Annotated in this window: 12 protein-coding genes; 8 read left to right on the forward strand and 4 right to left on the reverse strand. The window is 39.2% G+C overall.

Going from position 1 to position 12,735, the window contains the following annotated elements; genetic code table 11:
- Window position 1 precedes the first annotated feature (1 nt).
- From lpxM to DPV85_RS03240, 4 genes are all read left to right on the forward strand, one after another.
- Window positions 2–961 carry a lauroyl-Kdo(2)-lipid IV(A) myristoyltransferase gene (gene lpxM / locus DPV85_RS03225; RefSeq protein ID WP_111327031.1) on the forward strand — a complete coding sequence of 320 codons (960 nt, stop codon included), beginning with the start codon at window positions 2–4 and terminating at the stop codon, window positions 959–961.
- A gap of 113 nt (window positions 962–1,074) precedes the next feature.
- Complete coding sequence (gene apt, locus DPV85_RS03230) at window positions 1,075–1,617, forward strand: adenine phosphoribosyltransferase (protein WP_005698770.1); 543 nt, start codon at window positions 1,075–1,077, stop codon at window positions 1,615–1,617.
- Window positions 1,618–1,633: 16 nt separating this feature from the next.
- On the forward strand, window positions 1,634–3,778 hold the full coding sequence (dnaX, locus tag DPV85_RS03235) for a DNA polymerase III subunit gamma/tau (protein ID WP_111327032.1): 2,145 nt from the start codon (window positions 1,634–1,636) through the stop codon (window positions 3,776–3,778).
- Between the two features lie 40 nt (window positions 3,779–3,818).
- The gene (locus DPV85_RS03240; protein WP_111327033.1) at window positions 3,819–4,667 is read left to right on the forward strand and encodes a DUF808 domain-containing protein; all 849 of its coding nucleotides are present in this window, start codon (window positions 3,819–3,821) and stop codon (window positions 4,665–4,667) included.
- Between the two features lie 66 nt (window positions 4,668–4,733).
- Here DPV85_RS03240 and proA read toward each other — a convergent pair whose 3' ends face one another.
- Both proA and DPV85_RS03255 read right to left on the reverse strand, forming a co-directional pair.
- The gene (gene proA, locus DPV85_RS03245; RefSeq protein WP_111327034.1) at window positions 4,734–5,987 is read right to left on the reverse strand and encodes a glutamate-5-semialdehyde dehydrogenase; all 1,254 of its coding nucleotides are present in this window, start codon (window positions 5,985–5,987) and stop codon (window positions 4,734–4,736) included.
- A 543-nt stretch (window positions 5,988–6,530) separates the two neighbouring features.
- Window positions 6,531–7,193: a trimeric intracellular cation channel family protein gene (locus DPV85_RS03255; protein WP_111327036.1), complete on the reverse strand. Its 663-nt coding sequence runs from the start codon at window positions 7,191–7,193 to the stop codon at window positions 6,531–6,533.
- 133 nt (window positions 7,194–7,326) lie between these two features.
- Here DPV85_RS03255 and DPV85_RS03260 point away from each other — a divergent pair, with 133 nt between their 5' ends.
- Together DPV85_RS03260 and DPV85_RS03265 are read left to right on the forward strand one after the other, a co-directional pair.
- On the forward strand, window positions 7,327–8,127 hold the full coding sequence (locus DPV85_RS03260) for an HI_1241 family integral membrane domain (RefSeq protein ID WP_111327037.1): 801 nt from the start codon (window positions 7,327–7,329) through the stop codon (window positions 8,125–8,127).
- Complete coding sequence (locus tag DPV85_RS03265; RefSeq protein WP_111327038.1) at window positions 8,127–9,005, forward strand: DMT family transporter; 879 nt, start codon at window positions 8,127–8,129, stop codon at window positions 9,003–9,005. The genes DPV85_RS03260 and DPV85_RS03265 overlap by 1 nt, the downstream gene beginning before the upstream one ends.
- A 52-nt stretch (window positions 9,006–9,057) precedes the next feature.
- Here the strand turns inward: DPV85_RS03265 and DPV85_RS03270 are convergent, their stop codons facing one another.
- Window positions 9,058–9,276, reverse strand: a complete 219-nt coding sequence (locus DPV85_RS03270) for an HP1242/YdcH family protein (protein WP_049366004.1) — start codon at window positions 9,274–9,276, stop codon at window positions 9,058–9,060.
- A 238-nt stretch (window positions 9,277–9,514) separates the two neighbouring features.
- On the opposite strand from DPV85_RS03270, the gene serS reads away from it, so the two are divergent.
- Entirely contained in the window at window positions 9,515–10,804 is a 1,290-nt protein-coding gene (gene serS, locus DPV85_RS03275) for a serine--tRNA ligase (protein WP_111327039.1), read from the forward strand.
- 157 nt (window positions 10,805–10,961) lie between these two features.
- Window positions 10,962–11,906, forward strand: a complete 945-nt coding sequence (gene tehA, locus DPV85_RS03280) for a dicarboxylate transporter/tellurite-resistance protein TehA (RefSeq protein ID WP_111327040.1) — start codon at window positions 10,962–10,964, stop codon at window positions 11,904–11,906.
- Window positions 11,907–11,985: 79 nt separating this feature from the next.
- On the opposite strand, the gene DPV85_RS03285 is transcribed toward tehA, so the two are convergent.
- Window positions 11,986–12,699 (reverse strand): GntR family transcriptional regulator, encoded by a 714-nt coding sequence (locus DPV85_RS03285; RefSeq protein ID WP_111327041.1) that lies wholly within the window; start codon window positions 12,697–12,699, stop codon window positions 11,986–11,988.
- Window positions 12,700–12,735 lie beyond the last annotated feature (36 nt).

The following is a 12,735-nucleotide window of genomic DNA, read 5'->3' on the forward strand; positions in this document are numbered from 1 at the left end:
TATGACAGATTCTCAAAAAAAATTACGTATTACGGCACGAACAGGCTATGAACCACATTTTTCATGGTCATATTTGCACCCGAAAAATTGGGGTATTTGGCTTGGTATTTTTGTGCTTTTGTTATTGGCTTTTGTGCCGTTTCGTTTACGCGATAAATTAGCAGAGAAACTGGCTCGTGCACTCACGAAAAAAATCGGTAAGCCACGTATTCGTGCAGAAATTAATTTGAAACTCTGTTTCCCAGATTGGACAGATGAGAAACGTAACAAAGTAATTGAAGACATGTTTGTGACGGTTGCACAAGTGATGCTCGGTATTGGCGAAATTGCTATTCGTTCAAAAAAACATTTACAAAAACGTAGCGAATTTATTGGCCTTGAGCATATCAAGCAAGCCAAATCTGAAGGGCATAACATCATTTTGATGGTACCGCATGGTTGGGCAATTGATGCCTCTGGTATTATTTTGCATACACACGGTATGCCGATGACATCAATGTATAACCCTCACCGAAATCCATTAGTAGATTGGTTATGGACTTTAGCTCGTCAGCGTTTTGGCGGGAAAATGCATGCTCGCCAAAATGGGATTAAGCCGTTTTTAGCGCACATCAAGCAAGGTCAAATGGGATACTATCTTCCAGATGAAGATTTTGGTGCCGAGCAAAGTGTCTTCGTGGATTTCTTTGCCACTTATAAAGCCACACTTCCTGGGTTAAACAAAATGGCAAAATTAGCGAAAGCGGTGGTTATCCCAATGTTCCCTCGTTATAACGCTAAGAATGGCAAGTATGAAATGGAAATTCGCCCACCGATGCAATTAAGCGAAGATCCAGAGCAATCAGCCCGTGCGATGAACGAGGAAATTGAGTATTTCGTTACACCAACACCCGAACAATATGTCTGGATTTTACAGCTTCTTCGTACTCGAAAAGACGGGGAAGATATTTACCCAGATTAATTCATTTTATTTACAAAAGTGCGGTCAAAATTCACCGCACTTTTGCATTTTTATATGCTAGAATGCGAGCCTAAAAACAGGATTTTTTCTTACTCTTTTTTGAGCAATTATTTATGAACAAACAACTTGAATTAATCAAATCTTCTATCAAATCTATCCCAAATCATCCAAAAGAAGGCATCATTTTCCGTGATATCACGAGCTTGCTTGAAGTGCCCGCAGCTTTCAAAGCCACAATCGATTTGATCGTTGAAAAGTATAAAGATCAAGGTCTCACAAAAGTGATTGGTACCGAGTCTCGTGGATTTATTTTTGGTGCGCCAGTTGCATTAGCATTAGGCTTGCCATTTATCCCCGTTCGTAAGCCAGGCAAATTACCGCGTGAAGTGATTGCACAGTCTTATCAATTAGAATACGGTCAAGACACCCTTGAATTGCACACGGATGCCATTTCACAAGGCGATAATGTGTTAATCATTGATGACTTGTTAGCGACAGGTGGTACAGTTGAAGCCACCGTGAAATTAGTTCAACGTTTAGGCGGTGAAGTGAAGCATGCTGCCTTTGTGATTAATTTGCCAGAATTAGGGGGCGAAAAACGCTTACGTGATTTAGGCATTGATTGCTACACTTTAGTGAATTTTGAAGGCCATTAATTTTTAAAGAGATGCGATGAGCTACCAAGTTTTAGCCAGAAAATGGCGACCAAAAAACTTTTCTGAAGTAGTGGGGCAAAGCCATGTGCTCACTGCTTTAGAAAACGGTTTAAAAGAAAACCGTTTACATCATGCTTATTTATTTTCCGGTACCCGTGGCGTAGGTAAAACCTCCATTGCTCGTTTATTTGCGAAGGGCTTGAACTGCGTAAATGGTATTACTGCCGATCCTTGCGGTGAGTGTGAAAACTGTAAAGCGATCGAAGCAGGCAACTTTATTGATTTAATTGAAATCGATGCGGCTTCTCGTACGAAAGTAGAAGATACGCGTGAGCTATTAGACAACGTCCAATATAAGCCGGTCGTAGGACGTTATAAAGTTTATCTAATCGATGAAGTCCATATGCTGTCCCGCCATTCTTTCAATGCGTTGTTAAAAACCTTGGAAGAGCCACCTGAATATGTGAAATTCTTACTCGCGACAACGGATCCGCAAAAATTACCGATTACGATTTTATCCCGTTGTATGCAATTTCATCTCAAAGCTTTAGATGAACCGCAAATTTCAGAACACCTTAACCGTGTACTTACTGCCGAAAATATTCCTTTTGATGCGCCAGCATTAGATAAGTTAGCCAAAGCTGCGCAGGGTAGTATTCGTGACAGTTTAAGTTTAACGGATCAAGCCATTGCCATGGCCAACGGTAAGGTTTCTACCGATGTGGTGAATACCATGCTTGGGTTGTTAGATGAAGATCAGCCGATTGAAATCATTTACGCCTTACATCAAGGTAACGGTGAGCGTTTAATGAAAACCATCCAAACGGTGGCAGAAAAAGCGGGCGATTGGGATGAGTTACTGGCAGAAACAGCTGAGAAATTACATCAAATTGCATTAATGCAGTTGCTCGCTAAAAGTGCCACCGATGAAAACGATCACTTAGGCTTTCTGGCTAAACATATTTCACCTGAAGACGTACAATTTTTCTATCAAGTGATTGTATCGGGTCGAAAAGAATTAGCCTCTGCGCCAAATCGTCGAATTGGTGCAGAAATGACATTATTGAGGGCATTGGCATTCCACCCAAAGTTCCTTACGGCAGCACAAACGCCTAAACAAGGCGGGCTATCCCCTGAACAAAATACACAGAAAAGTGCGGTTGAAAATCAGCCTGTTTCTGGTTATGTGGATATGCCAGTGCTGTCGCAAAACATCAAAGCAAATTATTCTGCACAAGCGCAAAAGCCGATGGCTCAATCAGCGGTTGTGCATTCTTCACCTTCTCAACCGGTTTTCACGCAAACCACCTCTTCATTGAATTTAGCTAGCCTTGCTGCGCTAGAGGCATTGAATCAATTAACGCAAATTGAGCAATCAGAGCGCCAACATCATCATGATGAACAGCAAGCCGCAGTGGAAGAAACCTTGCATCATCTTCAAGAGTTAGATGAGCAAAAAAATCCACCCAAAATGACCGCACTTCCTGTGCGAGAGATGACACCACCGAAAGCTACGCAAACGAAAGCAGCGGTGCCAAACCCAATTACTCAACAAGCAGAAGCGTTAAAGCAAACTGTTGAGACGGTTGAAAATACCATTGATGACAATGCTGAAATGGAGTCGGAAGAGCAGGAAATTCTGGATGCGGAAACTTACCGTTGGGAGTGGAGTAATCCAGATTTAGCCAAAGTGGATAGCGGTGTGCGACCTTCTGATATCAAACAGGCGATTTTGAAAGATGTGACACCAGAATTGCGTAAGAAAATTATTGAAATTACGCAAAAACAAGATCCTTGGACGGATATTGTTGAACGCTCTGGCGTGAGTGGTTTTTCAAAAGAGTTGGCATTAAATTGCTTTATTAAGTCGCAAACAGAAGATGAAATTCAACTCGGGCTTCATTCTGAAAAAGCGCATTTAAAACAAGATCGAAATATTAAAAATTTAGTAGAACATCTTGAACGTTTATATGAAAAACCAGTTAAATTGTCGATTTTTGTTGAAGATTCCGATGTTTTAACACCGATGGATTATCGTAAAAAGGTTTATCAAGACTTGCGTGAGCAGGCACGTACGGATTTACAGCAAGATAAAAAACTGCTTTTATTACAAAAAGAGTTTGATGCGAAGTTGGATGTCGAAAGCATTCGACCAGTTTAAAACTCATTTCTCTAAATTTTAACTTTATAAAGGAAAGAATATGGCGTTTAGCTCTCTTTTTACTCTTATTGATGACATTGCATCGATTCTTGATGATGTCGCCTTGATGACCAAAATGGCAGCCAAGAAAACCGTTGGCGTGGTAGGCGATGACTTAGCCTTAAATGCTAATCAGGTAACAGGGGCATCTTCCGATCGTGAATTACCCATTGTTTGGGCTGTCACCAAAGGATCGTTAGTCAATAAAATCATTTTAATTCCAATTGCTTTACTGCTTTCTGCGTTTTTACCTTGGTTGATCGTGCCGCTTCTGATGATTGGTGGGGCGTATTTGTGTTTTGAAGGTGTAGAGAAAATTCTACATAAATTTATTGCTCATGAAGAGCATGAAGAAAAAGCAACCTTTAATGAAGCCGCTAAAATTAAAGGGGCAATTCGTACGGACTTTATTCTTTCCGCTGAAATTATCATTATTGCATTAGGTGAATTAACTGAAGCGAGCTTGCTGACCCGCATTATTTCCCTTTCAATGGTCGGTATCGGAATCACTATTTTTGTTTATGGCTTGGTTGCATTAATTGTTAGAGCAGATGATTTTGGTTTATACCTTATCAAAAAAGGTGGCGTAGCGAAGTCAATCGGGAACGCAATTTTAGTGATTATGCCTAAATTTATGCGTTCACTTAGTTTTATCGGTACGCTCGCAATGTTCTTAGTAGGTGGTGGTATTTTCGTACATAATGTGGGTTTCATTCATCATTTGCTCGCTGATTATCAATTAGCCGATGGTTTATTAGGTAATGTGGCGACGTTAGTCGTGGGTGTGATTGTTGGGGCGATTGCTTGTGTGATTGTATTACCCGCGATGAAATTATTCGGTAAACACTAAAAACGAGATAAAAAATAACCGCACTTTGGTGCTTTCAAGGTGCGGTTTTTTTATAGATGAAACAAACTATTTGCGGAAAGTGTAATCGCCAACACAAACCCATTTATAGCTGGTTAAGGCTTCTAATCCCATTGGGCCACGAGCGTGAAGTTTTTGAGTACTTACCGCCACTTCTGCACCTAAACCAAATTGTCCGCCATCGGTAAATCGAGTACTTGCATTCACATACACGGCTGCTGCATCCACTTGATTGATAAATTGTGTGGCTAGTCGTTGATTTTCCGTCAAGATACTTTCTGAATGTTGCGTGCCATATTCACGGATGTGAGCAATTGCCGCATCCATATCTTCAACCACTACGACATTGAGATCTAATGAGCCCCATTCTTGGCGTAGCGCTTGTTCAGTCACTTCTTGCACATTGACATTTGCAGCTTGAAGAATCGAAAGTGCGGTCGATTTTGCATGGAATTTCACTTTTTTCTCGGCTAAATATTTCGCGAGTTTTGGCAGGAAAGCATCAGCAATCGAGCGCTGAACTAAAAGTGTTTCCAGCGTATTACATGTGCTTGGACGTTGGCATTTTGCATTAGCAATCACCGCAAGGGCTTTTTCTTGGTCAGCACTTTCTTCCACAAAAAGATGGCAAACGCCTACACCACCGACAATCACTGGAATGGTAGAATGTTGTTTACAAAGCTCATGTAAACCAGCACCGCCACGAGGAATAATCATATCCACATAGCGATCCAATTTAAGCAGTTGCATCACAAGTTCACGATTCGGATCCGTAATAGCTTGGACTGCATGGCGTGGTAAGCCAGCCTGTTCAAGGGCATTTTGTACCACTTCTACTAAAATTTGGTTGGAATGTTGCGTTTCTTTTCCACCACGCAAAATCACGGCATTACCTGTTTTTAAGCAAAGACTAGCCACATCAATCGTCACATTTGGACGTGCTTCGTAAATAGTACCAATCACGCCAAGCGGAGTACGAACTCGTTCGATCTTTAATCCGCTATCTAAGGTGCCACCATCAATAATTTTACCCACAGGATCGGCAAGCGAAATCACATGGCGCACATCATTCGCAATGCCTTTTAGGCGCTCTTCGGTTAATAAGAGACGGTCAATTAAGGCTTCAGATAAGCCGTTTTGTTTCGCTATTTCAATATCTTTTTGGTTTGCCGCAAGAATACGATCCGCTTGTTGTTCTAATTGTTCCGCAATAATACTGAGCGCATGATTTTTTTCAGTGGTGTTTAATTGCGCTAAAATAAACGCTGCATCTTTGGCCTGTTTGCCCATTTGTTCTAACATATCGAATCCCTTGTTATTTCAACAAAAATATGGTGTAGCTTATCGTAAAAATGCGTAAGGTGAAATGATTAAAATTAAGGATTTTGTGAATTAGGTGTGAGTGGTTTATGATTTAGCCGATTTTATGACATAAGAGGGTATTTAAAATTCACAGGCTCTATAGGCTGTACTATTTCCAGTTGTAAGATAGACAATAATAAAACTTTTGAAAATATAACGAATAGTTGGGGGAGATAAAATATGAAAAATGACTTTTTTAGTGTTTTAAAAATGTCAGTAATTTCAACTTTATTTATGTATGTATTAGCTCTATATAAATTTAACTTTGATTTTAAGAAAGTTAGTTTGTTAGTGACTCTTAAATGGTTTCCTTTAATATTCGTTTTACTTCTATTTTGTTTTTATTTAGGAAAAAGTATGAAAGGTAAGTATCGTGAATAATTTTTTATTCCTTCAGAGATCCTATCCATTTATTTTTCTAATTAGCAAAAATCATAATACATTTTTTTACTAGTTAAAGTTAATGTTTGCATGAGTTATCCATTACTTCGTTTTCTTCGGTAATTTATCATTTGTTTCATCATCTTGCTCTTGGAAATCGAAAACGGGTAGTCCCCAGCCGAATCGAACAGCAAGTAAGCGCAATGCAAAACCACTGAATAACGTGAGTAAAATTGAAAGTGTGTGTTCTACTTGAAGGTGTTGTAATGCCATATACATAGCGGCAGAGAAGAATGACACGCTGGCGTAAAGTTCTTTTTGGAACACAAGGGGAATGCGGTTACACAGTAAATCACGCAATACTCCACCAAATGCACCTGTCACCGTTGCTGCAATGGATGTCACGGTAAAGCCATAACCCATATCAATGGCAATTTGCGCACCGATAATGGAATATACGATTAATCCTAAAGCATCTAACACCAAGAAAATCGTGCGGAAGTAGCGCATGAAATGTTTGATGAAAGGTGCGATAAAAACCGTTAATACAGCTGCACCAGCCACCATAATGAAATATTCAGGATGTTTAACCCAGCCAAGCGGGTAGTGTCCAAGTAATACATCGCGTACCGAACCGCCACCAATCGCCGTTACACAGGCGATAATAATTACCCCGAAAATATCCATTTTTTCTCGTCCAGCGGCTAATGCGCCGGTAATTCCTTCGGCGGTAATTCCAATAATATAAAGTACGCTTAATAGCATTTTTTTGTGGTTCCTAAAGTACGGTTATCATTTTGCTTATTTTAAAAGGGAATGAGGCAAAATGCACGAAAGCCATTAAAAAAAGCCGTAAATTTTGGCATAATGACGCCTTCTTTTTCTAATCGAGAATTTTATGTCAGAAGAACAATCCAAACCCTTGGCCGCATTTCTTGCGATATTGCCAATTGGGTTGCTATTAATGGTCGAGTTTTTTATAGAATCTTTGCAACTTGCTGAAAAATTGATTCCTCATTTAGCCTTTGGCGTGCTGATTGCCCAATTGCTTTGTTTAGTTGCCTTTATTAAAGGCGAAATTTGCCCAGGGCAGCGTGGACGTTTAATTAAAGCAAATGTCTGTTTTGCACTTTATTGGTTCGTTTGGCTAGGGATGAGCCTGGCCTCACCACATCATTACGTGATGACTGATATTGTCAGCTTATGCGGGTTATCTGCCGTATATGCAGTGTGGAAACAACCTAAAGATGAAGTCGCTCGCCGTGGTTTTCTCTTAATGGCATCTTTGGTGAGTGGATTTGGTGTCATTGCGTATTTGATGATTTTCTTCGGCAATCCAACACCGAATTTCGTGCAGTATAATCCATTTGCACAAGCGGTGATGGGCGTATTGTTAGCGAATTTATGCTTATCTGTATCTCGTAATCGTTTACAAGGTTTTATTGCATTACTGCCGTTATTGATGATTTTACTGCTTGCGCTAAATGCCTTGGCAGTACTGATCTTTATTATTTATCAAGGTGTAAGTGCGGTCAGTTTTGACGGTGTTTTTGCATACGGCATTTATTTCCTGCTTCACTTAGTGATGGCAGGTATTCTGCTTTTACATAGTGTGAATAAATGGAAACTCAGTTATAACAGCTTGCTCATTTTGTTCTTTATGGCATCGAGTTTGCCAGTCTGGGGGATGTTTATTTAATGGATAAAATCAAATCTTATGCCGCTCCGATGTTAGTGGTGGGGTGTGTGCTATTCGGTTTAGGAAGCCTGATTGTGAAATTTGTGCCAGTGGGTGGTTATGCCATTGCATTTTGGCGTTTATTGATTGCTTCTTTTATTTTCTGGTTTGTAATGAAATTAAAAAGACAGCGTTTTCCTAAAAGCCGTAAAGCGATCGTGTATGCCGTATTATCCGGTATATTTTTAGCCTTTGATTTATCTTTTTGGCATGAAAGTGTCTATGCGGTAGGGCCGGGTATTTCAACATTACTAAATAGTCTGCAGATTTTCTTCTTGGCGGCAATTGGGTATTTATTCTTTGGCGAACGTCAAAGCAAACTACAAATGTTAAGTCTATTTTTAGCGGTTGTGGGTGTTGTTTTAATCACAGGGGAAGAATTACAACATAATTTTGAAGGGATGTACGGCATCATCATTGGGCTCATTTCTGCAGGCATGCTTGCCGCTTCAATGATTATGATTAAAAAGGTGCACGAAGAAGAACCCACAGCTTTATTTCCATTAATGTTTATTCTGAGCGTGAGTGGTGCTTTGGTCTTAATTATTCCTTCGCTTATTTTTAATTACGATAACCTTTATCCAACCACATTTACCGATTGGGGATTGGTATTTATTTATGGTACGGTGATGCAATGCTTAGCATGGGGAATGATTGCTTATACCATTCCTTACTTATCTTTAGGTTTAACCGGCTTATTACTTCTTTCTGAACCTGTGGTGGCGCTCATCATTGATTATTTTGGATTGGATAAGCCCATCAATCATTGGCAATGGGCGGGGGCAGTGCTGACATTAGTGGCGATTTATCTGGGCTCTCAAAAAAACAAAACCGCTTAAAACAAAAAAGTGCGGTAAATTTCACCGCACTTTGTCTTCACATTAAACCAAATTACTCAGCTGCTTTCTTTTTCAAGTATTGATAGAGCTCGTCTTTAATCCGTAATTTTTCTTTTTTCAAGTTCTCAATTTCCGTATGAGTAGCGAGTTCTATGTTATCAATCTTATTTTTGATCTCTTGGTCTAACACATTGTGTTTTTCAAACAAGCGATCAAAATAAGCATCTTTGTTTTTAAGCTTAGTGATTAAATCGCGAAATTCAGGAAACATAGGTTACTCCTCTTGGTTAACGTTCATTTTCATTATAGAACTTTTTTTTGCTGTTTCTAGTGTCTCATTCTCAGAATTTGACAGAGATCACAAAATTAAATCATGGCAAAGTGCGGTCATAAAATTGGATGTTTTTGAAGAGGTTAATAAAAGAAAAATCAGGGTTTTAACTGGTTTATTTGCTCAAAGCACGCTAGAATAAAGGTATCTGTTTCATAATGAAAAATAGGGAATTCCAATGATCGATCCAAATTTACTCCGTAATAATCTGGCTGAAGTAGCAGAAAAATTAAAAGTAAAACGTAACTTTATTCTTGATACGGAAAAACTTACCGCATTAGAAGAACAACGCAAAGATTTACAAGTAAAAACTGAAACATTACAAGCAGAGCGTAATGCGCGTTCCAAAGCTATTGGTGCGGCAAAAGCACGTGGTGAAGACATTGCACCATTATTGGCTGAAGTAGATAACATGGGCGAACAGCTTAATGAAGCGAAGTCCCAACTAGATGCTGTGTTAGCCGAAATCAATCAAATCGCGTTAAGCATTCCAAACCTTCCAGCAGATGAAGTGCCATTAGGTAAAGATGATACTGAAAATAAAGAAATTTTACGTTGGGGTACGCCGCGTACATTTGATTTTGATATCAAAGATCACGTGTCATTAGGTGAAGATGCCAATGGTTTAGATTTTGCTGCAGGGGCTAAATTAGCGGGTGCGCGTTTTGCGGTAATGAAAGGTCAAATTGCTAAAATGCACCGTGCATTAGCACAATTCATGTTAGATCTTCATACCGAACAACATGGTTATTTAGAAACCTATGTGCCTTATTTAGTTAACCATGCGACTCTTTATGGTACAGGCCAATTACCAAAATTCGGTGAAGATTTATTCCATACTTTAGCGCTAGAAGGCGAACAACCTTACGCATTAATTCCAACAGCGGAAGTGCCGGTAACTAACCTTTTACGTGATGTGATTATTGATGAAGCAGAATTGCCAATCAAAATGACCGCACATACACCATGTTTCCGTTCTGAAGCGGGATCTTATGGTCGTGATACCCGTGGTTTAATTCGTATGCACCAATTCGATAAAGTGGAAATGGTACAAATCGTCGATCCAGATAAATCAATGGAAGCACTTGAAGAATTAACCGGCCATGCAGAAAAAGTATTACAGCTTTTAAATTTACCATATCGTAAAGTATTACTTTGTACCGGTGATATGGGTTTTGGTTCTTGCAAAACTTACGACTTAGAAGTGTGGGTGCCTGCACAAGATACTTACCGTGAGATTTCTTCTTGCTCAAATATGTGGGATTTCCAAGCACGTCGTATGCAAGCACGTTGCAAAGCGAAAGGAGATAAGAAAACCCGCTTAGTACACACATTAAATGGTTCTGGTTTAGCAGTCGGTCGTACTTTAGTAGCCGTGCTTGAGAACTACCAAAATGCAGACGGCTCAATTACGGTGCCAGAAGTATTACGTCCTTACATGAGCGGATTAGAAGTGATCTGCAAATAATCAAAAATATATAAATTCAATTTAGGGCTAATGTTTATTAGCCCTTTCTTTCATCTAGAGAAATGAGATTTTTATTCTAGTCTTTGAGATAAATCCACATCAATATTCATGCATTTAGAGGTAATCTTATAAGGTATCAATTTTTAGGAGAATAATAATGACTGATAAACGACCATTTCCATTACCAACAGGGTATTTTGCTATTCCATTAGGTTTAAGCGCTTTATCTTTAGCTTGGTTGCATATGGGCGATACGCTCTCTTTTTCTCGAAATGTGAGTGATATTATTGGCATAACGTCTGTTTCAGTATGGGCACTTTTCGTCTTGCTCTGTATTTATAAAATGATTTATTTCTCTCAAGAAGTACGAGATGAATATTGTTGTCCGATACGTTTTTCTTTTCTCGCATTAATACCGATTACAACGATGTTAAGCGGGGATGTTCTGTATCGTTGGTTTCCTCTTATTGGTGAGGGATTAATTTGGATCGGGACAATTGGACAATTATTGTTTGCCTCAGTGCGTATTAGTGCGTTATGGAAAGATGGCACATTTGAGGAAAAATCGACACTGCCACCTTTTTATTTGCCCTCTGTGGCGACTAACTTTACAAGTGCCTCATCATTAGCCTTGTTAGGCTATCAAGATTTAGGCTATTTGTTCTTAGGTGCAGGGATGATTGCTTGGATTATTTATGAACCTGTGTTATTCCAACGTTTACGCGTGTTGCAGATTGAACCTCAATTTCGTCCAACCATGGGGATCATTCTCGCTCCAGCATTTGTGGGATCGTCGGCTTACTTATCGCTTAATGGGGGCGAGATCGATCTTTTCGTTAAGCTCTTATGGGGATACGGTTTTTTACAAATGTTCTTTTTAATTCGCCTGTTTCCTTGGATTAGTGAAAAAGGACTGAATATTGGGTTCTGGGCTTTTTCATTCGGATTAGCTTCTTTAGCGAATGGGGCTGTTTCTTTTGTTCATCATAACGTACTGATCGGATTGGCAAATGGTGCATTTATCTTTGCTAACTTGATGATGAGCGGTTTGGTGCTGATGACATTAGGAAAAATTTTCAAAGGGCAATTTTGGTTAAAATAGCTTAAATAAAAAGTGCGGTTAAAAATGACCGCACTTTTTTTATGAATTTTTTAAATAACAACCAATCATTTACAAAAAACTAGACATGTCGTTTTGCTGTTGATGTAAATGCAATTTTATCTGGTCGATAGCTAATACTCCCATATTGAAACGGTCGACCATCCGCCAAATAAGTGGTGCTTGTCACATTCACAACCATGTCATACTCACCAAGATCAATTGCCTTTTTTTCTTCTTCGTTTGCATAGCGAAAGACAATTTTTCGTTGTGAGTGACTAATTTTTAATTTTAATTCGTTTTCCAAATAGTGATAAATAGAACGCTCAGCGATTTCTCGGCTAATAAACGGCACGATACGGCGATCAAAATAAGAAACCTCGTATTCAACGGCTTCGCCATCAATTTCACGGAGACGAGCAATACGGTAGAAATCGATCTGATCATCGACATTAAAAATATGCATCAGCTCTTCTTCACCTTGCACAATATACAAGCTGGTTAATGTGGTTTTTACTTGATGGGTTGAGGCACTATTTAATTCGCTGACAGTTTTAATTTCGGAAAGCATTTGTGGTTTAGATAAATCATGTTTTAAAACAATCGAATTTCTGCCTTGTTGCTTTTGAATATAGCCATCAATTTCAAGTAGAGAAAGCGCTTTTCGAATAGTGTCTTTGGAAAAACCATAGCTTTGCATGAGTTCATTTTCACTCGGGAGCTCTTGCAATGGCGCTAAATTACCATTGTTAATTTGGGTCTTTATCTCGTTATAGACCTGCTTGTACTTGCTCATTTTTAATCCTTTTATCGACCGTTCGTTCCATAGGTA

The sequence above is a fragment of the Haemophilus parainfluenzae genome (genome assembly GCF_003252725.1).
GTDB classification, from domain to species: Bacteria; Pseudomonadota; Gammaproteobacteria; order Enterobacterales; family Pasteurellaceae; genus Haemophilus_D; species Haemophilus_D parainfluenzae_L.

Coding starts and splice junctions, on each gene's coding strand:
- lpxM (WP_111327031.1), top strand. CDS start 2: ATGACAGATTCTCAAAAAAAATTACGTATTACGGCACGAACAGGCTAT.
- apt (WP_005698770.1), top strand. CDS start 1,075: ATGAACAAACAACTTGAATTAATCAAATCTTCTATCAAATCTATCCCA.
- dnaX (WP_111327032.1), top strand. CDS start 1,634: ATGAGCTACCAAGTTTTAGCCAGAAAATGGCGACCAAAAAACTTTTCT.
- DPV85_RS03240 (WP_111327033.1), top strand. CDS start 3,819: ATGGCGTTTAGCTCTCTTTTTACTCTTATTGATGACATTGCATCGATT.
- proA (WP_111327034.1), bottom strand. CDS start 5,987: ATGTTAGAACAAATGGGCAAACAGGCCAAAGATGCAGCGTTTATTTTA.
- DPV85_RS03255 (WP_111327036.1), bottom strand. CDS start 7,193: ATGCTATTAAGCGTACTTTATATTATTGGAATTACCGCCGAAGGAATT.
- DPV85_RS03260 (WP_111327037.1), top strand. CDS start 7,327: ATGTCAGAAGAACAATCCAAACCCTTGGCCGCATTTCTTGCGATATTG.
- DPV85_RS03265 (WP_111327038.1), top strand. CDS start 8,127: ATGGATAAAATCAAATCTTATGCCGCTCCGATGTTAGTGGTGGGGTGT.
- DPV85_RS03270 (WP_049366004.1), bottom strand. CDS start 9,276: ATGTTTCCTGAATTTCGCGATTTAATCACTAAGCTTAAAAACAAAGAT.
- serS (WP_111327039.1), top strand. CDS start 9,515: ATGATCGATCCAAATTTACTCCGTAATAATCTGGCTGAAGTAGCAGAA.
- tehA (WP_111327040.1), top strand. CDS start 10,962: ATGACTGATAAACGACCATTTCCATTACCAACAGGGTATTTTGCTATT.
- DPV85_RS03285 (WP_111327041.1), bottom strand. CDS start 12,699: ATGAGCAAGTACAAGCAGGTCTATAACGAGATAAAGACCCAAATTAAC.